At 75.1% G+C, this 21432-nt stretch carries 17 protein-coding genes; 5 read left to right on the top strand and 12 right to left on the bottom strand.

Translation table 11 applies throughout. The features are described 5' to 3' along the window. Together ABTZ17_RS29125 and ABTZ17_RS29120 are read right to left on the bottom strand one after the other, a co-directional pair. Positions 1-1609 (bottom strand): condensation domain-containing protein (locus ABTZ17_RS29125; protein WP_352198738.1); only part of this gene is annotated, 1609 nt, incomplete at its 3' end. A 138-nt stretch (positions 1610-1747) separates the two neighbouring features. After that, entirely contained in the window at positions 1748-3166 is a 1419-nt protein-coding gene (locus ABTZ17_RS29120; protein ID WP_352198737.1) for a helix-turn-helix domain-containing protein, read from the bottom strand. Positions 3167-3477: 311 nt separating this feature from the next. Between ABTZ17_RS29120 and ABTZ17_RS29115 the strand changes: the two genes are divergently transcribed. Next, complete coding sequence (locus ABTZ17_RS29115) at positions 3478-3672, top strand: hypothetical protein (RefSeq protein WP_352198736.1); 195 nt, start codon at positions 3478-3480, stop codon at positions 3670-3672. 172 nt (positions 3673-3844) lie between these two features. Here the strand turns inward: ABTZ17_RS29115 and ABTZ17_RS29110 are convergent, their stop codons facing one another. Continuing rightward, complete coding sequence (locus ABTZ17_RS29110) at positions 3845-7225, bottom strand: AfsR/SARP family transcriptional regulator (RefSeq protein WP_352198735.1); 3381 nt, start codon at positions 7223-7225, stop codon at positions 3845-3847. Between the two features lie 327 nt (positions 7226-7552). On the opposite strand from ABTZ17_RS29110, the gene ABTZ17_RS29105 reads away from it, so the two are divergent. Further along, positions 7553-7891, top strand: coding sequence for a nuclear transport factor 2 family protein (locus ABTZ17_RS29105; protein WP_352198734.1), 339 nt, complete (start codon positions 7553-7555; stop codon positions 7889-7891). An 86-nt stretch (positions 7892-7977) separates the two neighbouring features. On the opposite strand, the gene ABTZ17_RS29100 is transcribed toward ABTZ17_RS29105, so the two are convergent. After that, a complete protein-coding gene (locus tag ABTZ17_RS29100; RefSeq protein ID WP_352198733.1) occupies positions 7978-8994 on the bottom strand; it encodes a glutathione S-transferase family protein in 1017 nt (338 codons plus the stop codon). 136 nt (positions 8995-9130) lie between these two features. Between ABTZ17_RS29100 and ABTZ17_RS29095 the strand changes: the two genes are divergently transcribed. Then, entirely contained in the window at positions 9131-9502 is a 372-nt protein-coding gene (locus tag ABTZ17_RS29095; protein WP_352198732.1) for a ribosome maturation factor RimM, read from the top strand. Positions 9503-9685: 183 nt separating this feature from the next. On the opposite strand, the gene ABTZ17_RS29090 is transcribed toward ABTZ17_RS29095, so the two are convergent. Then, positions 9686-10027: a hypothetical protein gene (locus tag ABTZ17_RS29090; protein ID WP_352198731.1), complete on the bottom strand. Its 342-nt coding sequence runs from the start codon at positions 10025-10027 to the stop codon at positions 9686-9688. A 246-nt stretch (positions 10028-10273) separates the two neighbouring features. Between ABTZ17_RS29090 and ABTZ17_RS29085 the strand changes: the two genes are divergently transcribed. Then, on the top strand, positions 10274-10540 hold the full coding sequence (locus tag ABTZ17_RS29085) for a DUF6296 family protein (protein ID WP_352198730.1): 267 nt from the start codon (positions 10274-10276) through the stop codon (positions 10538-10540). Positions 10541-10582: 42 nt separating this feature from the next. Here the strand turns inward: ABTZ17_RS29085 and ABTZ17_RS29080 are convergent, their stop codons facing one another. The 7 genes from ABTZ17_RS29080 to ABTZ17_RS29050 all read right to left on the bottom strand — a co-directional run bounded on the left by ABTZ17_RS29080 (position 10583) and on the right by ABTZ17_RS29050 (position 20263). Then, the gene (locus ABTZ17_RS29080; RefSeq protein WP_352198729.1) at positions 10583-13393 is read right to left on the bottom strand and encodes a M48 family metalloprotease; all 2811 of its coding nucleotides are present in this window, start codon (positions 13391-13393) and stop codon (positions 10583-10585) included. A 5-nt stretch (positions 13394-13398) separates the two neighbouring features. Continuing rightward, positions 13399-14085 carry a hypothetical protein gene (locus ABTZ17_RS29075; protein WP_352198728.1) on the bottom strand — a complete coding sequence of 229 codons (687 nt, stop codon included), beginning with the start codon at positions 14083-14085 and terminating at the stop codon, positions 13399-13401. A 213-nt stretch (positions 14086-14298) separates the two neighbouring features. After that, a complete protein-coding gene (locus ABTZ17_RS29070) occupies positions 14299-16161 on the bottom strand; it encodes an SIP domain-containing protein (RefSeq protein ID WP_352198727.1) in 1863 nt (620 codons plus the stop codon). Between the two features lie 95 nt (positions 16162-16256). Beyond that, positions 16257-17306 carry an ABC transporter substrate-binding protein gene (locus ABTZ17_RS29065; RefSeq protein WP_352198726.1) on the bottom strand — a complete coding sequence of 350 codons (1050 nt, stop codon included), beginning with the start codon at positions 17304-17306 and terminating at the stop codon, positions 16257-16259. Between the two features lie 11 nt (positions 17307-17317). Next, complete coding sequence (locus ABTZ17_RS29060) at positions 17318-18139, bottom strand: ABC transporter ATP-binding protein (protein ID WP_352198725.1); 822 nt, start codon at positions 18137-18139, stop codon at positions 17318-17320. Beyond that, positions 18136-19269, bottom strand: a complete 1134-nt coding sequence (locus tag ABTZ17_RS29055; protein WP_352198724.1) for a FecCD family ABC transporter permease — start codon at positions 19267-19269, stop codon at positions 18136-18138. Before ABTZ17_RS29055 ends, ABTZ17_RS29060 begins: the two co-directional genes overlap by 4 nt. Positions 19270-19273: 4 nt before the next feature. Then, a complete protein-coding gene (locus tag ABTZ17_RS29050) occupies positions 19274-20263 on the bottom strand; it encodes a FecCD family ABC transporter permease (RefSeq protein WP_352198723.1) in 990 nt (329 codons plus the stop codon). Positions 20264-20463: 200 nt separating this feature from the next. Between ABTZ17_RS29050 and ABTZ17_RS29045 the strand changes: the two genes are divergently transcribed. After that, on the top strand, positions 20464-21333 hold the full coding sequence (locus tag ABTZ17_RS29045; RefSeq protein WP_352198722.1) for a helix-turn-helix transcriptional regulator: 870 nt from the start codon (positions 20464-20466) through the stop codon (positions 21331-21333). Positions 21334-21432 lie beyond the last annotated feature (99 nt).

Below are 21432 nucleotides of genomic sequence, written 5' to 3'. Positions count from 1 at the left end.
GGATGCCGGCGAGGTCGCCGCGTCGGAGGCCGCGGGCGGTGAGGTGGTGGGCGAGTCGGTTGGCGCGGGCGTTGAGTTCGCCGTAGGTGAGGGTCTGGTCGCCGTAGACCAGGGCGGGGGCCTCGGGGCGCAGTCGTGCCTGCTCCTCGAACCGGGCCGTCAGCACCGGCTCCGCGCTCTCCGGGACGGTCCGACCGGACCACTCCCCGAGCACCCGGCGCTCCTCCTCGGCCACCAACAACGGGGCCTGTGAGAGCGGGAGTCCGGGCTGATCCAGCAGGCGTTCGACGAAGACGGCGAACCGGTCCTGGTGGCCGGCCACCCCCTCGATGTCGCACACCTCCGGAGAGGCGTCGAAGTCCACCCGCAGCCCGTCCTCGGGGCCCAGGTCGTACACGCCGACCGCCAGGTCCTCCACCGGTCCGTTGCCCAGGTTGTGCTGGAGGGTCGGCAGCCCGCAGAAGCGCATGCCCGGGGTGAACGCCATGATGTTCACCAGCGGGGCCGCGATCCGCCGGTCCGACTCGCCCAGCCCCAGGTCGCGGCAGACGTCCTCGTACCGGGTCCGCTGGTGCCTCAGCCCCTCGCGGGCCACCTCACGGACCGTCGACAGCAGCTCGGTCAGGGAACCTTCGGCCCGTACCGGCACCCGCAGCGGGATGACGTTGGACAGCATCCCCGGGGTGCGGCGCGCGTGCTCGGTGCGGCGCCCCGTCACCGGCAGTCCGAGCACCGGCTCGTCGGTGCCGCCCGCCCGGTGCACGTACGCCGCGACCAGGGCGATCACCAGCATCGTCCACGGGGTGCGGTGCTCCCGCGCCACCGCCTTCAGGCGTTCCGCCCGCTCCGGACCCAGGACCACCGTGCGCCGGACGAACGGCAGCGCCCCCGGTCCGGTCCTCCCGGTGTGGCCCTCCGCGAGCCGCGGCACCGGCGGCAGCTCCGCCAGGCGCTCCGCCCAGTAGGCGCGGTCGGCGGCGCCCTCCTCGGAGGAGCGGTACGCGGCGTCCTCCGCGAGCAGTTCCGCGAGCGACCCGAACGGGGAATCCCCCCACGGCTCCCCGGCCGACGCCCGCTCGAACAGCTCCACCAGCCGCTGGTCCAGCAGGGCCACGCCCATGCCGTCGATCGCCAGGTGGTGGAAGGCGTGGAAGTAGAACCAGCGCTCCTCCCCGGCCCCGGTGCGGCCCGCGGAGATCAGCACGTGCCGGGACAGCCAGTCCTCGGCCAGATCGAAGGGGCGGGCCAGCTCCTCGTCCATCCAGGCCCGGGCCGCCGCGACCGGATCGGCCGCCCCGCCCAGGTCCACCCGCCGCAGCTCCCGGTCCCCGGGCTCCGCCCAGAGCCGCTGCCACGGCACGCCGTCCTCACCGGCGCCGACCCCGCGGATCCGCAGTGCGTCCGCCTCCGACACCAGCCGGTACCAGCAGCGGGCCAGCAGCTCCACGTCCAGCGGCCCGGTCAGCTCCCGGAACTCGCCGATGTTGTACCGGCAGCCCGAGGCGTCCATGCCGTGGGCCATCCAGATGTCGCGCTGCGCCGCCGACAGCGGCAGCCGCACAGCGGCAGGCCCGTGCGCGGTGCCCTGTGCAGAAGCGTTGGGGGACATGCGGGTGCTCCTCGGTTTCGTCTCGGGGGCGGAAGTCCCGGCCCGGCCGCCGGGGCCGTCGGGTCGTTCCCGCCGTACGTCATCCAAGCCCCGCCCGGCAGGCCCGGGCGGCAGTTGCTCCGGCACTCCGGGAGCAGATCAGTGCGCGGCGGCAGTTGCCCCGGCACGGCAGGCCCAGGCGGACCGCACCGGCCCCAGCACCCGGAACCGCGAGGTCCCGTCGCGGTGTTCGGCCCGCACGGCGCCGCTCAACAGCAGCTCGCGCAGCAGCCGCCCGCACTCCGGCAGCGTCAGCCCGGTCAGGGCTGTCAGATCGGCCAGCTCACGGCCGCGGTCCGGACCGGCCGGACCCGCGGCGGGCCCGCCGCACAGCGCGTCGAGGAGGGCCCGCGGGACCGCCGGGAGCCGGTCCAACCGCTCCAGCAGCGAGCCCCGCAGCCCGGCCCCGCCGCCCGCCCCGCCCAGGTGGTCCAGGAGCGCGGCCGGGTCCTCGGCCAGGGTGCGGCACAGCGCCGCGAGGTCGTACACCACCAGCCAGGAGGCCGCCGCGGCCAGCGCCCCCGGATGCCCGTCGAGCAGCCGGACCACGCCGGCCGCCCGCTCCAGCTCGGCCGGGCCGGCGGTGAACTCCGGGCGGGCCCGCCGCACATGGTCCAGGAACACCCGGACCGCCGGGTTCTCGGCCGGGTCCGCGCCCTCCTCCGGCACCTCCAGCGGCGACAGCAGGAAGATCCGCTCCCCGGGCACCCCCCACGGCGCGTCCGAGGTCACCAACAGCCGCAGCCCGGGGCAGGCCCGCAACAGCCCGGTCAGCCGGTCCACCCGGGGCGCCACCGCCGGGGAACCGTCCAGCACCAGCAGTGCCGGGGACTCGCCCAGCAGCTCCGCGAGGGCCGCCGTGTCCCCGGCCGCCGCCCCGTCCGGCCCCGGCCCGAACCCGAACAGGTCCGCAGCCACCGCCGTCAGACGGGCCGTCAACTCCATTTCGTGGCCGCTCAGGTACTCGGCGGGGCTGCCCGGGAAGGCGTGCCACAGCACCGGCATGCCCGTCCCGTGCAGCCGCTCCGCCACCGCCAGCGCCAACCGCGTCTTCCCCGACCCGGCCAGCCCGACCACGTTCACCAGCCGCTCCGTCGCCGCCGCCAACTCACCCGTCAGCACGGCCTCCTCACCCGCCCGCCCCACCATCGCGTGCAGGGCGGTCGGCGGAGCCGGCGGCTCCGCCCACCCGCCGGCGCCCCCGCGACCCTGCTGCGCGGCCGCCTCCAGAGCCGCCCGGGCCCGCGGACCCAGCCGCAGGGCGTCCGCCATCAACCGGACCGTGTCCGTGCGCGGCCGTCTCGCCTTCCCCTGCTCCAGGTCGCGGATGGCCCGCACGCTGATGGTGGAGAGGTCGGCCAACTCCCGCTGCGTCAGCCCGATGCGCAAGCGGTGCGACCGGATCAGCGAGCCCAGGGGAGTGGCCTCCTGCGCGGGGCCCGAACCGACCGGGGAGGAAACGGCGGGCCCGCCCGGGCGGACGACGGAGGGGACGGACTGCACGGCGATGGTGTTCACGATGGCGCTCCCGGCGAAGGTGGTGGGGAACGACGGGGCTGGGGTGGTGCAGCCCGGTTCCTGACCCCATCGTCGGCACCGCCCTTATCCCGGCGGCATCGCGCCACACGCACGCCCGCCGGCTCGAACGGCACCCCTCGCGGGGCGGCCGCTATCACCGCTATCACGGGTTGCCCGCCGCGGACCGTCCCGTGATAGCGGGGGGATAACGGCGGGGACGGTGCCGGGATTCCGGCCCTTCCTAACGTGGTGCCCACAAGGAAGGAAGCGGCCCGGAACAGCCGGGACGCACCGCCGAAAGGACACCGGACATGAACCTCGCCCCCGCCCTCCGCGCCGCCCTCGTCACCGTCGCCATCGCCGGAGCCACCCTCTTCGGAACCCAGATCGCCCAGGCCGACGTCCCCACCGGCCCGACCCCCACCGGTGTCACCGCCCCGGCGCCCGCCGCCCCGCAGGCCACCCCGTCGCCGTCCTCCAGCACCGACACCAACCCCTGGGACTGACAGCGGTACGGACGTCAGACCCCGGCGGCACCACGGCCGCCGGCGCGGCGCACGCTCCGGCCCCCGGCACGACCGACCGGGCCCCCGGTCCCGGCTCCGCGGCAGACCCCGCGGGCCGACCATCCGGCGCCACTCCGGCGCCGTCACCCCGGCACCACCGCACCACGGGCGATCAGCCCAGGGACACCGCGCCGGACACCGGCCCGCCCCCGGACAACAGGCCCGCCCCGGCCACCGGCCCCACCATCGCCGGCACCACGGCCGCCCGCAGCGGGCCCACCGCGTCGAGCATCCGCTCCGCCTCCGCCAGTTCCGGCGCCATCCGCCGCTCACGGAACGCCCGCACCGCCGTGTCCAGCAGCTCCCGCGCCCGCGCCCGGTCCGCCGCCCCGCCGGAGGACAGCAACCGCGCCAGGTCCAGCCGCACCAGCGCCGCACCACCGTGGTCCATGATCTGCTCACGGACCGTCAGGGCCTGCGCGTAGAAACCGCGGGCCGCCTCCCGGCGCCCCAGCTCGGCGTGCGCGTTCCCCAGGTCCCGCAACAGATGGCCCTCGCCGATCACGTCACCGTCGTCCCGGCACAGCTCCAGGACCTCGATGAAGGTGCGCACCGCCCGCTCGTGCTCGCCCTGCCCCTGCTGGAGCTGGCCGGCCCGCCGCAGGGTCCGGGCCTGCCCGCCGGTGTACCCCACCGAACGGTAGATGCCCAGGGCCTCGTCCAGCCGGGACTGCGCCGCCGTGACCTGGCCCCGGCGCATCCAGATGTGCGCGCTCTGGGTCAGCACGATGGCCCGGCCCACCACGTCACCGACCTGGTCGAAATCCCGCAGCGCCCGGTCGTACAGGGTCAGCGCCCGCTCCTCGTCGCCCCGCATCCGCTCCAGCAGCGCCAGGTCCCGGTGGCAGAGCGCCAGCCCCTGCCGGTCCCCGACCTCCTGGAACAGGTCCAGCGCCGAGGTGAGCGCGGCCCGCGACTCCTCGTGCTGGCTGCGCCCCAGGTAGAGCACGCCCAGCGAGCTCAGCAGCGCCGCCGTGCCCCGGGTGTTCCCGGCCCCGCGCACGCATTCCAGGGCCAACTGGTGGGTCCGCTCCCAGTCGTCGAAGTACCCCTTGCCCTCGAACAGGGTGGCCAGGGTGGCCGTCAGGTCCCAGCACAGCTCGTCCATCCCGGCCCGCGCCGCGTGCTCCACGGCCTGCACCAGGTTGGCGTGCTCGCTGTCCAACCACTCCAGTGGGTCCACGAGCAGTTCCGACACGCAGGGCTCCGGCGGCACCCAGCGTGGGGCCGTGCCGTGCAGCACCGTGAAGTCGCCGCCGTAGATCCGCCGGTGCGCCTGCTCGGCCAGCGACAGCCAGCCGCCCAGCATCCGCTCCAGCGCCGCCGTCTGCACCACCGGCTCGTCGTTGAGGGCCAGTTGCTCCCGAGCGAACACCCGGATGATCTCGTGGAAGCGGTACCGGAATCCGCCGGTGGACTCCACGCCCACCACGTCCAGCATCTGCACGTCCACCAGCGGCTCGAACAGGTCCGAGGGGAAGGGCCGGTGGTCGTCGAGGAGGGCCCCGGCCAGCCAGCCCGGCAGGGTCGGGCCCTGGGCGAGGCTCAGCAGCCGCAGCAGTCGGCGGTCCTCCCGCCCGAGGCCGTCGTGGGTGAGGGACAGGCTGGCCCGCATGGTCATCTCGCCGTGCGTCAGCTCGTCCAGCCGGTAGCGCTCGTTGGCGAGCCGCTGCACCATCGAGGCCAGGCTCCAGTGCGGGCGGGCGGCGAGCCGCGCGGCCACGATCCGCAGGGCCAGCGGCAGTCCGCCCACGGTGCGGATCAGCACCTCGGCGGCGACCCGCTCCCGCCCCAGCCGGTCCTCGCCGATCACCCGGCCGAGCAGTTCCAGGGCCCGCTCGGTGTCCATCACGTCCAGCTCGACGCGGTGCGCCCCCGGCAGGGCGGTGAGCCGGACCCGGCTGGTGACCAGGACCGCGCACCGGCTGCTGCCCGGGAGCAGGGGTCGGACCTGGCTCTCGGACGCGGCGTCGTCGAGGACGACCAGGATCCGGCGGGAGGCCAGCAGGGTCCGGTACATCTCGGCCCGCTCGTCCTGGGACTCGGGGATCACCGGGCCGGGGATGCCCAGGGCGCGCAGGAAGCGGCCGAGGACTTCGGCGGCGGTGGCCGGGGATCCGGTGGTGCCCCGCAGGTCGCAGTACAACTGGCCGTCGGGAAAGGCGTGCTCCCCGAGCCGGTGGCCGAGGTGGGTGGCCAGGGTGGACTTGCCGGTGCCGGGTTTGCCGACGATCACGGCCAGGCCCACGGCGCGCCGGCCGTCCTCCCCGAGCAGGATCCGTTCGATCGCGGTGAGCTGCTGCTCGTCACCGACGAAGTCGGAGGTGTCGGCGGGGAGCTGGCGCGGGATCTCCTCGGCGGCCGCGGCGGTGCGGCCCGTCGGGTCCGCGGCCTCGACGGCCGTCGCCGTGAGGGCACCGGCGAGCTCGGGCCCGTCCCCCGGGTGGGGTGTGGCGTGGCCGGGGGCGAGGGCGGCGAGGGATCCGGGCAGACCGGTGGTGCGCGGCAGGACGTCCGGGCCGGGCGCGCGCACGAGGCCGCCGGCCGGTCCGGGGGTGCCCGTGGTCGTGCCGGGTGCGGTGCCGGGGCCGGGTTCGCGGCTGGTGCCGGCGGTCGATGTGCTGCCGGGCGCGGCTCCTATCGGCATGCCGGCCGCCCCCGCGACGGCCGGGCCGGGGGCGGCCGGTTCGGTGTGCAGGGCCGGGGCGGGCGGTACCTCACCGGAGAGGATCGCCGACTCCAGGCCGCGGAGTTCGCTGCCGGGCTCCAGGCCCAGCTCCTCCACGAGGAGTTCCCGTCCGACGCGGTAGGTCTCCAGGGCCTCGGCCTGTCGGCCCGAGCGGTACAGGGCCAACATCAGCTGCCCGCGCAGCCGTTCGCGCAGTGGTTCCTGGCGCACCAGGGTCTGGACCTCGGCGACGAGCTGGTGGTGGCGGCCGAGGTCGAGCTCCAGCTCGATCCGGGTCTCGGTGGCCGTCATCCGCTCTTCGTCGAGCTGGAGGGCCTTGCCGCGCAGGGTCTCGCTGGGGATCCCGCTGAGGCAGGCCCCCTCCCACAGTTCGCTCGCCTGGCGCAGGAGTTCGGCGGCGGTGCCGAGGTAGCCCTGACGGGCGGCGATGCGGGCGTCGGCGACCCTGCGGGCGAAGAGCACCGAGTCGACGAGTTCGCCCTCGGTCTTGAGCACGTATCCGGGCGGACGGGTGGTGATGGCGGCGGCGACCCCCGCCTTGGTGAAGAGCTTCCGCAGCCGCGAGACACAGATCTGCACCTGGGTGCGGGCGGTGTCCGGAGGTTCGTCCTCCCAGATCAGGTCCACCAGGTAGTCGGTGCTGACGACGCGGTCGGCCTCCAGGAGGAGCGCCGCCAGGATGACCTCCTGCCGCCCCGGCGGTACGCGGACCGGACCCGTCGCGCCGATGACCGAGAGGGGGCCGAGGATCCGGAAGGCCACCGGTTCGAGAGCGTGCTGTGCCCCGCCGGGCGAAACGGTCATGAGTCTCCCAGCTGGAGCGCGCCTGTGAGGTGGTTGAGCGCCCGGTCAGTCTTGCCGAACGTATGAGCTGTTGTCCATGGCGTGGAGATTTCGTGGCGATGAAGCATCGTTGGCCGAAAAGCGACCCCCTATTCTTCGGTGTTCCCGGACCCGTCGGTGCAGGCAGGAGGCTTGCGGAGGGTCCGCCCGCGCGGTAGGGGCGGGTCAGTTCGGACGCGTGATAGGGGCGCGATAGCGGCGAGTTGCGGCCCTCCCGGAAGCTGTTGCCCTCGCACCGCTCCGCTGGACCGTGACCGCGCGGAGCGGCCGTAGGAAAGGACCCCTTCGATGGACAGCCGGTACACCGGACGGCGCGCTCCGAGCCGTGTCGTCACCGATTCCGGGGTGGACCACGTGCGCCTCGCGTACGACTACCTCGACGCGGGTGACCTCGACGGCTACGGCTCGCTTCTGGACGCGGGGGCCCTCGGTGCGGAGCTGGAGGGGCCCCGCCCGCCCGGGGCCCGGCACCTCATCACGCGGATCGTCGCCGACGGGGACTGCGTGGTCGCCATGGGCCTGCTGGCGCCCCAACAGCGGGAGTTCGTCGACGTGTTCACCCTGTCGGCCGAGGGCATGCTGCGTGGCTGTCGCCGCTACTACGCGGGCGCCGGCCTGCCCTTCTGAACCGACGGCACGGAGCCTCGACCCGAGGACGGGCCCGGCTCGGCACGTTGCGTTCGCGCGTGTTCGTGTGCGCGGTCGCGCGGGGGTCAGGAGGCCGTGGCTCCGCGTCGGTCCGGTCCCGGCACCCGCTCCGCCGCGGGCACCGGGCCGGGCGCCGTCCCGGCCCCGAAGGGGCTCCCGCCGAGTTCCGCCCGGTGGTGCGGGGCGAGCCACGCGGCGGGCTCCGGTCCCGCGGGCACGATGCCGGTCGGGTTGATGTCCCGGTGCACCCGGTAGTAGTGCTCCTTGATGTGCCCGAAGTGCACGGTGTCCCCGAATCCGGGGGTCTGGAAGAGGTCCCGGGCGTAGGCCCACAGCACCGGCTGCTCGGTCAGTTTGGCGCGATTGCACTTGAAGTGTCCGTGGTAGACGGCGTCGAAGCGGACCAGCGTGGTGAACAGTCGGACGTCCGCCTCGGTGATCGAGTCGCCGACCAGGTAGCGGGAGCCGGACAGCCGCTCCGAGAGCCGGTCCAAGGCGGCGAACAGGCGTCCGTACGCCTCCTCGTAAGCCTGCTGGGAGCCCGCGAAACCGGCCCGGTACACCCCGTTGTTCACATCCGCGTACACCCATGCGTTCACGGCGTCGATCTCCCCGCGCAGGGGTTCCGGGTACAGCTCGGGAGCTCCGGGGCGGTGGTGCGCGCCCCACTCCAGCGAGAGGTCCAGGGTGATCCGGTCGAAGTCGTTCGTGACCACTTTCCCGGTGTCGACCTCCACGACGGCCGGCACGGTGATGCCCCGGTCGTAGTCGGGGTCGCGGGCCAGGTAGGCCTCCCGCAGGCGGTGGATGCCGAGGACCGGGTCGCGGCCGCCGGGGTCCAGGTCGAAGGTCCAACTCCGCTCGTCGTGCACGGGCCCGGCCACGGCCATCGGCAGGGCCCGCTCCAAGCCGAGCAGTCGCCGTACGATCACGGCCCGGCCCGCCCACGGGCAGGCCCGGCTCACCACGAGCCGGTAGCGACCGGCCGCCACGGGGTGCCCCTCGCGCCCGTCAGCGGTGATGCGGTCGGTGAGGTAGCGGTCGTCGCGCGCGTAGTCGGTGCCCGAGGTCACGTAGCTCATCCCTCGCGTCTGCCCGGAACGTCCGCCGTCCATCCGCTCGCCCACCGAAGGAAGAGAGACGTGAACAGGGTGATTCGGATCCGGGGACCGGGGCAGGGGCGGGAGCACACACCCCTACGGAGAACGGAGTCTTGGCATGACCGACGACATCTGGGCCTACCGCTCCGGCATCGTGCACCCGACCGGGGAGGACCTCACCGGGTACCGCGTGGAGGCCACCGACGGACACATCGGGAAGGTCGACAAGCACTCGCACGAGGTCTCCGACGCGTACCTGGTCGTCGACACCGGCCCGTGGATCTTCGGCAAGGAAGTCCTGATCCCCGCCGGCACGATCGTGACCGTGGACCGCGAGACCCGCGAGGTGCGGGTGGAGCTCACCAAGGAGCAGATCAAGGAAGCCCCCGAGTTCCATCAGGACACCCACCTGAAGGACCCCGACTACCGGTACACGATCAGCCGCTACTACGGCGGTCCGGCAGGCCCCTTCGGTGGCCCGCTGGCCTGATCCCCACCGGTTGCGCGGGCCGGACCACCGGTCCGGCCCGCATCCCGCACCGCGCCGTCCGGACCCGCCCCTTTCGGGTCCGGACGGCGCGGTGCGGTGCGTGCGCGGAAGCTCCCCGCGGAAGGCGGGCGGCTGCGAAGGGCCGGGGGATACGGCGGGGCGACGGACCCGGGGCGCCGACGCTCAGAAGCCCTCCTCGGGGTCCTCCTCCGATTCGGATTCCGCGGCCAGGGCGATCGCGAGCTGCTGGAGGACCTGTTCGCTGGTCTCCGCCGGATCCCCCTCGTCATGGGCGTCGGCGAGCGCGTCGAAGGCTTGCAGGAAGCCGTTGACCAGGGCGCTGAACGGCTCCGACAGCTGCTCCAGGACCGCGCACCCCGCCTCGGCGGGAGTGGCCTCGGCGGGCACCAGGAACCGGTCGGGTATGGCCTCGCCGAGCAGGTCGGACACGAAGTCGTCCCCGGCGCCGGAGCGGGCCGCGGTGATCGCGGCGATGGCGGTGAGCTTGAGCTCGTTCTCCCTCATCGGCAGCCTGCGTTCCTCTGGTCGCGAAGGCGGCACTCCACCCCGGGGCGGACGCGTGCCCTGTAGTCGGCGTATGTCCCGCGGGACCCCCCGGGAAACCGGCTCGGGCTCCGGAGGCATTCACTCCGGCCAGTGCGGGCAGGCGCCCGTCCTGCGGGAGCGGGTAAGGGCGGTCATGGTGGGAACGACGGGACGCGCGGGAACGACGGGACGCGGTGGCGGGGCCACCGGGACGGGAGCAGAGCGATGAACGCGGCCGTATCGGGAGAGCGGGACGAGGTACTGGGCTACGAGGTGGTCTTCCGGGCGGTCGGCCCCGCCGGGAGCGCCGCGGAGGACGTGGTGCGGCTGCATCGGAGCGGGGCGACCGGGCCCGGTGGGCATCCGGTGTACGAGGACGTCACCGGGATCGTGCGGGCCGAGATCAGCGGGCGCGGCGAGGTCCGGGTGTTGGCCACCGGAGGCGGACAGCGGGCCGCCCGGGTCCTGCGGGTGCGCCCGCTGGGATCCTGAGCGGGTCGCCCCGCCGCCCGGGGCCGGGTCGGCGGCCGGCGCTCACCTCAGGGGGAGCACCGCCGGCCTCGCCGTGCCGCCCCGCAGCGCGCAGTAGGTCGCGCCGTCCTCGACCTGGTCCTGTCCCGCCTCCGGGTCGCGGTCCAGCAGCCGGTCCCGGGCCGCGCGGGCGAGGGCGACCAGTCCGGGATCGTCCGCCGAGCCGAAGGCGACCGCGGTGTTGGCCAGCCAGTAGTCCGTCGGTGCTCCGCTGGTGGCGTACGTCAGGTCCAGTCGGCGCAGGTTGAGGAGGCCCTCGGAACAGGCCCGCTCCCGCGCCTCCGTACCGGGGCGCAGGACCAGGTAGGGCCGCAGGTCGGCCGGTTCGGCGTGCGGCGCGGGCGGGCTCAGCTGGGCCGGGAGCACGGCTCGGCCCAGCACGGCGGTGGTCGTGAGGGTCGCCGCGAGGGCGACCACGGCCAGGGCCGCGCGCAGCGACCGTCCCGTCCACCGGAGGACCGGCCCCGCCCGCCACCGTCGGGTGTCGTCCGCCCGCACGCCCCCGGCCGGGGGCGTGCCCGCGCGGGCACGGGGCCGCTCGATCGCCCGCCCCACCAGCCGCCGGGCCGCGACGGCCGAGCGGACGAGCAGGAGGAGCCCCGCCGCACCGAGCACTCCCGGGAGCAGCATCCAGCGTCCCAGTGCGAGCGTGCTCTCCCAGGGGGTGCCCGGGCCGGGCCCGCAGGCGCCGCCCACCCAGGCGCAGGCCGCCAGCCGTATGTGCGCGATCAGCAGATAGGCCGTGGCGGGCGTGGCCGCGGCGGCCCCCAGGGCGACGAGGGGCAGCGCGCCCCGGCCGTGGCGTCCGGTCCCGCCCGAGGTCCGCGCGGTGAGGGCCACGACGGCCCCGGCCACCGCGATGCAGGCCGCCCCGCCGACCAGCAGGGGCAACAGGGCGAAGAACAGCGAATCGGCACCGGGCCGTCCGCGGGCGGCCACCAGGCGGACCATGTCCGCTCCGAGCGCCGGATACGCCGGGCGCCCCACGAGCAGGTAGACCGGTACGACGAGGAGGGCGCAGGCGCCCGCCACCCACCACCGCGGTACGGGGACCGCGCCCGTGGCTCCCCGGGGCCCCCTCCGGAGGCCGTGCCCCCGGAGGACCCGCAGGGCGGCGGGCACCGCGGCGGCGAGTACGGCGGCCGCCACGGCGCCGGAGACGGCCGCGTCGATCAGCAGGGAGAGCAGGCCCGCCGGCAGGCCCCCGAAGGTCGGACCGCCGGCCTTCTGATCGGCCAGGGCGGCGAACCAGCCGCCCAGGAGGAAGCCCAGGAGCAGTGGGCCCAGCAGCAGGCCCGCGACGAGGGCGCCGGGTCGGGGGCGGACGCCCGAATGGCTCCACCACTCCGCGACCAGGGCCTGCCAGGTCGTGAAGGCCCACAGGAACACCAGGAGGACCAGCGCCCAGCCGAGCGCCGCGACGGGGCGTTGCACGAGCACCGTCCGCCACACCACCGTCGGTGCGTCCAAGGGCAGCAGGGTCTGCCCGGCGAGGATCCCGAGGCACGCGGCGACGGCCAGGGGGAGCGTGCGGGGCCTCGGTGCCGTGTCGTCGGCGCGGGCCCGCCACACGGCCCGCCAGGCCGCGAGCCCCACCACGCCGGACAGCAGCAGGGCGTAGCCGGAGCCCAGGAGCCAGATCTGCGCCCGGCCCGAGTCGTAGGGCCTCAGGGCCTGGACCAGGGCGGTGAGCGGCTGGTAGCCGAAGCCGATGAGCAGGCCCGCCGTCGCGGCCTCGAAGAGCGAGGGCTTCAGGAGCCGGGCGGGGTGGGCCACGGCCGCCGCGCGCAGTTTCCAGGACGGGTGGTAGCCGATCCGTTCGCGGAACCGGGCCGCGGCCGCCCGCGCTCCGCGGGTGACGGGGTGGCCGGCGGCGCGCTTCCCGCTCGCGAGTGTCTCGGCGGCCTGCTCGGCGGCGGCCAGGGCGTCCGGGTAGGCGTGATGGCGGACGGCGGTGTCCGCGAGGTGTTCGCGGGAGCGGAGCACCGCGCACCGCTCGAACCAGAGCAGGGCCAGGGCGGCCGAGACCTCCGTGACGGTGGCGGAGGCCCGTACGGGGCCCAGGAACAGGGCCGCGAGCAGGGCGGGCAGGGCTGCGGTGCACAGGAAGGCCCACCACAGGGCGATGGTCAGCTGGGTCATGCCGACGTCGCGGTTGCGGAGGTGCGCGAGCTCGTGCCGCAGCACGCCCGGCAGGAGGACCGGGACCCGTCCGGCCTCGACGTCCGCGTCGTGTGCCAGGAACAGTCCCATGGAGAGCACGACGTGGTAGCGGCCGGGGAAGCCGAGGGAACGGCCGTGCAGCCCGCCGACGAGGGGGGCGAAGGACACTCGGACCCCGCGCGGGGCGTCCGGCTCGGCGAGGAGCGCGGTCACGCACCGGACGGCCGGGGACCCGGGGCGGGCCGACGCCGGACTGAGCGACCCGGTCCGGGCGAGCCGCGGGTGCAGCAGGTACAGGGCGAGGGCCACGGCGCAGGTCAGCAGGACCAGGGCGGTCACGCCCAGTACTTCGGTGTGGACGTGCCCCTGGAGGCAGGAGCGGAAGTCCGCGGCGACGGTCGTGCCGGCGGTACCGGCGGTCGCCGCGGTGCGGGCGGTGTCGGCGCAGTCCAGGCGCTGCGCCGTCCAGCCGGGGCCGACGGCCTCGCGCACCATGAAGAGGGTTCCCCGGTGCAGCAGCGCGGCGGCCGCCACGGCCGTCAGGGCGAGCAGCGCGAACCGCGAGACCGTCGGGGACGGGGGCGCGGCGTGGGCGACGGGCGGGGCGGAGGGTGCGGGTGCGGTGGGCGACGGGGACGGGGTGCTCTCCACGGCGGTCAGCCGCGGGGGGAGCCGCCGTCGTCCCCGGAGCCGGTTCCGGTATCGTCCTCCGCCGCGTCCGTCCCCGTGCGGTCCTCGGGGATGTCGGACACCTCGGGGGTCCGAGGGGCTTCGGGGACGGGCGGGGCTTCGGGGGTCCCGGCCGTCGCGTGTGCCGCCGCCGCACCTCCGGTCCGCGGGGCCGCCGCCTCCGGGACCGGGGCGGTGGCCCCTTCCGGGGTGCATTCGGCGCGCAGGGCCGCCGCGAAGGCGGCAGCCATGGGCACGGTCATGCCCTGTCGGGCCGCGGCCGCCGCGATCCGGGGTTCCCAGACGCTCCAGTCCAGGTCCGCGGGCGCGACGACGGGGGTGTTCCCGGGGACGCCGCGGCGGCGGCGCCACCACCGGCGGCGCGGTCGGGCCGCCGTGCGCAGCCAGTCCGCCAGCAGGTCGGAGGCGGCGCCGCTGAGCACGGTGAGCACCACCGGGGTCGCCAGGACGACCAGGTCCACCGCGTCGGCGGGGGAGAAGGAGGTCGGGGTCCGGCGCCCGGCGCGCCGGGCGCCGCGGGGCCCGGCGGCGAACCAGGCGTCCGCCATCGCGTCGAAGTAGGGTTCCTCGCCCGGGGCGGTGCGCAGGACCACCCGCCGGGCGAGGGTGCGGACATCGGTCGCGGGCAGGGTGGAAGTCGCGTCCTCGCTCATGCGTCCCCCCGGAAGTGGAGCGAATCGGACCGTCGGACCTCACCCTACGGCGCGCCGGGGGCCGGCGGAATCCGTTCGCTCGTAAAGGCTTCCGTGGCCGGAACCGGAGGGTGCCGGGCGGTCGGTCGCCCGCCGCGCACCCTCCGGTTCCGCTGCCACCGGGGTTCGACTCGGCGGCCCGGCCTCAGTGGCCCGTGCTCAGTGGCCCGGGCCTCAGCGGCCCAGCTCCCACAGCCGGTGGTCCCAGCCGATGTCGCGGCAGGAGCGGACGGTCAGTCCGGCGCGCACGGCGAGTTCGGCGAACTCGCCCTCGCCGCGCAGCCCCGAACCGAAGGCCGCCTTCAGGCGTAGGTGGTGCAGGGCGGCCTCGGTGTCCTCCGTGACGCCCTCCGCCCCTTCGACCTGCTCGACCAGCAGCAGGGTGCCGCTCTCGGCGAGGGCGGCGGCGCTCTCACGAAGCATCAGGACGGCGTCCTCGTCCGGCAGTTGGTCGAGAAGCTTGACCAGCAGGACGGTGCCGTCGCCCGCCGGGACGGGGCCGGAGGCGGGCACCAGCTCGACCCGGGGCCGTACGTCGCTCTCCAGGACCCGGTCGGCGACGGTCCGCAGCACGGAGGGCAGGGCGGCGATCCGGACCCGCAGCTCCGGGTGGGCCTTCACCAGCGTATTGGCGACGGCCCCGGAGCCGTTCCCGGCCAGGGTCACCGACGGGGTGGCCGCCCAGTCCCAACCGGTGCGGACGCCGGGGGCGATCCACGCCGCCTCGTCCTCCACGGCCTCCCGGGCCGCGCCGCCGAGGCGTTCGTCGGCGGCGAGGGCCACCGCGAGCGGGGCGCCGGAGGGGGTGCGGTAGCCGGCGCGGCCGGTGCGCAGGGTCTCGTGCAGGCCGGACAGGGAGAGGTCCAGAGCGGCCTGCGCCCCGCGCAGGTCGTACTCCTCCAGGGAGTGGTCGTCCTCGACGAGTTCCTCGCCGACGGGGCTCAGCGTGAACCCGTCCGGGACGTGCTCCAGGACCTCCAGCTCGGTGAGGTAGGCGAGCAGGGCGCCGGTGGTGCGCGGGTCGGTGCCGGTGCGGGCGGCGAGTTCGGCCCCGTCGCGCACGCCCTGCCAGACGAGGTCCACCAGGCCGATGGTGACCGCGGTGCGGATGGCCAGCCCCGGGGCCAGGTCGGTGAGTTCGTGGAGCCGGTCGTGCGGGTCGGTCTCCTCCGCCTCCGGGACCGCCCGCTCACCCGTGACGGCCTTGGCGGCGACCGGGTGGGCGGTGGCCGTGCGCCGCCAGTAGCCGGTGATGTGGGTCCACTCGCGCGGCACCCCGCGGTCCACGGCCAGGTGCCTGCGGAGGCCCTTCAGGGTGAGCGCTTCGCCGGCGGCCCAGGCGAACACGGTGCCCGGCAGCCATTCCATGGCACGCACGGCCCGCTCCAACAGGTCGGTGCTGCCGGCGGGCGCGCCGTCGCGGACCACCCAGGTGATCTCCGCGTCGGCCGCGGTCGGCAGGTCCTGGCGGTGGTCCTCCTCGCCGACCTCGATGAACACCCGGGCGCGGGTCCCGGCCGGCATCTCGGCGAGCCAGCGGCCGATCGCGGGCAGGGCGGTCTCGTCGCCGATGACGAGCAGCCAGTCCGCGCCCTCCGGCTGCCGGTGCGACATCTTCGGGCCGGCGATCCAGGTGACGTCCCCGGGGCGGGCGTCCCGCGCCCAGGCGGAGGCGACGCCCCCGGCGTGGTTGACGAAGTCGAAGTCGATCTCGCCGAGTTCGGGGTCGTAGCGGACGGGCGTGTAGTCCTTGGTGAGGGGGCGGGCGTCGGCGGGCCAGTCCAGGCTGGACACGTTCTGGCCGGGCAGGACGGGACCGGCGGCCCCCTCCTCGGCGAAGAAGAACTTGACGTGGTCGTCGAAGCCCTCGCTGCTGAGCGCGGGCAGTTCCAGGCCGTCCTTGCGGAACGCGCCCAGTTGGGGGCCGCCGAGGGTGACGCGCCGCATGCCCGGGGTCACGTCGGTGACGCGGAGGACCGTCAGTTCCCGGAGGACGATGGGGAAGGTGACGACGGAACGCGGGTTACGGCTGGACATGCGGGTCTCCTCGGACGGCGGGATCCGCCCGGGGGCGGGCGGGGGGCGGGCGCCGCGGAGACCGTTCCGCGGCGCCCGGTTCGGGGCTCCGGCTGCTACTTGCCGGCGACGGCCTTCGCGAGCAGCGGCGTCAGCTGCTCGGTGGCCCAGGGCGCGCTGAGCGCGTCGGGGTAGGCGATGGCGGAGGCCAGGGTGTTCTCCGAGGGCACCACCGCGAAGTGCTTCTCCTTGACGGCCTTCAGCGACGTGAAGAGCTTGTTGCCCTCCAGTTCGGCCGGGCTCATCACGCCGCGGTCGCCGAAGGGGTACGTCACGAGGAGGACGTCGGCGTCGAGCTGGTCCAGGTTCTCCAGGCTGATGCCGTTCCTGTCCGGCCCGTAGTTCTTCGCCTTGTCGGTCTTGACCAGGCCGAACTTCTCGAAGACGCCCGGGTCCTGGGAGGCGTACGACTGGAAGCTGATCTGCTCGGGGTGGACGACCGCGTAGGTGTACGTCTTCCCCTTGAACTCGGGATGCGCGGCCGCCGCGTCCGCCGTGGTCTTCTCCGCCGCGGCGATGACCGCCTCGCCCTTCTCCTTCAGACCGAGGGCCTCGGCCGCCCGGCGCAGCCGGTCCTGCCAGGTGAAGGTGTCGGCCTGCGCCTTGTCGGTGTACGTCACCACCGGGGCGATGGGCGCCAGCTTGGCGTAGTCCTTGTCCATCTCCCAGGTGTTCATGCCCAGGATGATGTCGGGGGCCTCGGCGGCGACGGCCTCGTAAGCGGTGCCGTCGGTGTCGTCGTAGGTCTTCAGCTTGCCGGCCTTCAGGCCGTCGACGGCGCGCTGCTTGTACTCGGCGACCTTCCCGCCGTCCTCGACGTCGGGGGTGATGACGGGGACGATGCCGAGGGCCAGGGCGATGGCGGTGTCACCGTCCGAGACGGTCGCGACGCGCACCGGCTTCTTCTTGACCTCGGTGGTGCCCCAGGCGTTCTTCTGGCTGATCGAGAAGGCGTCCTTCGGGGCCGACTTCTCACCGGACTTCCCGGAGTCACCGGAGTCCGAGCCGCCGCCGCAGGCGGTGAGGAGGGCCAGCGACAGCGCGGCGGTGCTCGCGACGACGGCGCGGCGGGCGGCGGTACGGGTGCTGCTGCGGTACGTGGACACGGGTGGTTCTCCTATGCGGGGGTGCGGTACCGGCGGCCCAGGGGAAAGATCTGCGGCCGGTCCGTTCGGGGGTGGGGGACGACGAGGCAGTCCAGGCCGAAGACCTCGGCCACGGTCTGCTCGGTGAGGACCTCGTGGGGCTCGCCCCGGCGCACGATCCGGCCGTCGCGCATGGCGACGATGGTGGAGGCGTACAGGGCGGCCTGGTTGAGGTCGTGGGAGACCAGCACGATGGTCCGGCCGGTCCGCTCGTTCAGATCGGCGAGCAGGTCCATGACCTCGATCTGGTGCGCGATGTCGAGATAGGTGGTGGGCTCGTCCAGGAGCAGGGTCGGGGTCTCCTGGGCCAGGGCCAGGGCGATCCACACCCGCTGCCGCTGCCCGCCGGACAACTGGTCCACCGGGCGGTCGAACAGCTCGGCGGTCCCGGTGGCCTCCAGGGCCTCCGCCACGACCAGGTCCTCGGCCGGAGTGCTGCGCTGCCCGAACCGCTGGTGCGGATGACGGCCCCGGCGCACCAGGTCGCCGACGGTGATGCCCTCCGGGGCGATCGGCGTCTGCGGCAGGATGCCGAGCCGCCGGGCCACCTCGCGGGTCGGCAGGGCGTGGATGTCCCGGCCGTCCAGGAGCACCGAGCCGGAGGCCACCGGCAGCAGCCGGGCCAGCGACTTCAACAGGGTCGACTTGCCACAGGCGTTGGGGCCGACCAGGGCGGTGATCCGACCCGGCTCGATGTCCAGGGACAGCCCGTCCACGACGGTCCGGCCGTCGTACCCGGCGGTCACCGAACGGGCCGCGAGGGCGGCCGTGGCGGCCGGTGCGGAAGGGGTCATGACGGGGCTCCTTGGCCGCGGCGCAGGATCAGCAGGACGAAGTAGGGGGCGCCGATGAGGGCGGTGACCGCCCCGGTCGGCACCGGGGAGATGAGCGGGCCGTGCTGCGCGACCACGTCGGCGGCGAGCACGATGACCGCGCCGACCGCCGGGGCCAGCACCAGCGCCCGCTCGTTGCCGACCAGCCGGGCCGCGAGCGGACCGCTGACCAGGGACACGAACCCGATCGGCCCGGTCACGCTGGTCGCCAGGGCCGCCGCGGCGGCGCCCAGCAGCAGGGCCGCGGTCCGCACCCGACCGACCCGGCTGCCCAACCCGGCGGCGAGCTCGTCGCCCAGGGACAGCGCCGACAGGGCCCGGTGCAGCGGGGCCGCGCAGACCGCGCACACCGCCAGGGCCACGGCCAGCGTGCCGACCCCCTGCCAGGTGGCCCCGCTGACACTGCCGACCAGCCAGCGCATCACCTGCGCCAGCCCCTGCTCCCCGGCCATCGTGAACAGGTAGTTGGTGTAGGCGGCGCACACCGCGGCCAGACCGATGCCGATGATCACCAGCCGGTAGGTGTCCACCGTGCCGTTGCGGGTGGACAGCGCCAGGATCGCCCCGATCATCAGGAAGGCGCCCGCGACGGCGGCCGCCTCGATCCCGTAGGGCAGGGCCGGCACCAGCAGCAGCACCGTCACGGCGCCCGCTCCGGCCCCGGCCGAGACGCCCACCACGTCCGGGGTCGCCAGCGGATTGCGGATCAGCCGCTGGTACAGCGCCCCGGCCAGCCCGAACAGGGCCCCGCCCAGCAGCGCGGCCAGCGCCCGGGGCAGCCGGATCACGTGGACGACGTAGTCGGCGATCCCGGTGCGCAGCCCGAACGCGGCCGGCAGCACCTCGCCCGGGGTGATCCCCCGGAGCCCCCCGAGCAGCACGGAGGCCGTGAGCAGGCCCAGCAGGGCGAGGGAGGTCAGCGTCCAGACCAGGGCCAGCCGCCGGGTCGCGGCCCGGCGGGCCGCGGTCAGCCGGGCGGCCACGGCGGCCGCGCCGCTCGGGCCGGCGGCGACGGCCCCGGCCGGGACCGACCTGACGGAGTCTTCGGCGGCGGCCGCGGGGGCCGCGGCGTTCAGGGTCTTCTCGGTCACGGGGTCACATCCGCACCAGGTCGCGGCGGCGGGCGAGCCACACGAAGAAGGGGGTGCCGACGATGCCGGTCATCACCGACACCTGGATCTCGCCGTGGTCCAGGATCAGCCGGCCGGCGGTGTCGGCGCCGACGAGCAGCACCGCCCCGCAGACCATGGACAGCGGCAGGGACCAGCGGTGGTCCGAGCCGACCAGCATCCGCGCCACGTGCGCGGCCACCAGCCCCACGAAGGCCACCGGCCCGACCGCGGCGGTGGCCGCGGCGCACAGCAGCACGGCCACGCCCGCGCCGGCCAGTTGGGCCCGCTCCACCCGGACGCCCAGGCCCCGGGCGGTGTCCTCGCCGAGGGCGAGCGCGTTGAGGGTGCGGCCCATCGGCAGGGCCAGCAGCAGACCGACGAGCGCGAACGGGGCGATCTGCCCCAGCACCTGGGACCGCCCGGACAACTGCCCCACCGACCAGAACCGCAGCGAGGAGTAGACGGCCTCGTCACGGACCACCAGCAGGGTCACCACCGAGGCCAACAGCGCCGCGATGGCCACTCCGGCCAGGACCAGCCCCAGGGTGCTGCTGCCCGCCCGGGTCCGGGTGCCGACCGCGTACACGGCGGCCGCGGTCACCGCCGAACCGGCCAGGGCCAGCCAGAAGAAGCCCCGCGCGGTGTCCACGTCGAGGAAGAGGATGCCGAGCACCACGGCCAGCGCGGCGCCCTGCTGCACGCCCAGGATCCCCGGATCGGAGAGCGGGTTCACCGTCAACGCCTGCATCAGCAGGCCCGACGCGCCCAGTGCGGCGCCGACCGCGAGCCCGAGGAGGGTGCGGGGGATCCGCTCCGTCCACAGCACGTCGTGGTCGTAACCGGTGCCCAGCGGGTCGAACAGGATGCGCAGGACGGCGGTCGGGGCGATGTCCCGGGTGCCCAGGCCGATGCCCGCGGTCACCACCACCATCAGGATCAGGCAGGCGAGCAGCGCCACCGGTGCTCCGCGCACCGCGCGGGTCCGCGCGGTGCGCGGAGGGGACGCCGCCGCTTGCGGGGCGGATGGATTCATGGGGGTTCGTAGGCTCCTCACCGGGTTCCACTGGGCAGAAGTTAGGTTAGCCTTACCGCAGTGGCAGCCGTCCAAGGATGGAGGCGGGCCGATCGCATTCAGGGGTCAGATCCGGCCCTGCCACGAAGGGGAGGGAATCCATGACCACGATGACCTTGCGCACCGCGACGGGGAGCCACCGCCGGCCCACCGCCGCACCGCAACACCGCACGGCTCCCGAGAGCCGCCCGGCGCCCGCCGCCACGGCGGCCCGGACCGAGCCGGCCGGACCGGGGGCGGCCCGGGCCAAGGGTGCGGCGCCGGGGGCGCCGGTCCTGGCCGACGAGGACTACATCACCGTCGCCGGACACCCGCCCCACGTCCACGACTTCCACCAGTTCCTGTACGTGCCGATGGGCCGGATCACCCTGTCCGCCCTCGGCCGCGACCACGAACTCGGTCCCTCCGTGGCCCTGTGGATCCCCGCCGGAGTGGTGCACAGCGCCCGCTTCGACCCCGACTCCCTCGTCGTCTCGGAGTCCTTCGACGCCGCCCTGTTCGACCTCGCGGCCACCGAACCCGTCCCCGTCAACGTCACCGACGCCCAGCGCGCCCTGCTCCTGGGCCGGGTCCGCAGCAGCACCGCCGAGCCCGACGACCCGAAGGTCTTCGCCGCCCTCAGCGCCGCCCACCCGGACTGCCTGCCGCTCCCGCAGCCCGTCAGCCCGGCCGCCGTCGCCGTGGCCCGCGGGCTGGCGGGCGACCCGGGCGACACCCGGACCGCCACCGCCTGGGCCGCCGAGCTGTACACCAGCTCCACCAGCCTGCGCCGCGCCTTCCGCGCCGAGACCGGCATGGCCTTCTCCGAGTGGCGCACCCGGCTCCGCCTCAACCACGCCCTGTACCTGCTGGACCAGGGGCAGGCGGTGGGCTCGGTGGCCGCCCAGGTCGGCTTCGTCAGCACCAACGGCTTCATCCTGGCCTTCCGCCGCTACTTCGGCAGCACGCCCGGCAGTTACGTCCGCCGGTAGCCGGGATCCGGCCCCCGCACACGGGTGAGCCCCGCACCGCCATAGAGGCGGTGGGGGGCTCACCCGGTTAGCGTGGCGGAGCGGGCGCAGGCCGCGGCG

It is taken from the genome of Streptomyces sp. NPDC097619, from assembly GCF_040302735.1.
Lineage (GTDB): Bacteria > Actinomycetota > Actinomycetes > Streptomycetales > Streptomycetaceae > Streptomyces.
The sequence above is the reverse complement of the archived record's forward strand: the minus strand, read 5'-3'. Positions and strand labels throughout refer to the sequence as shown.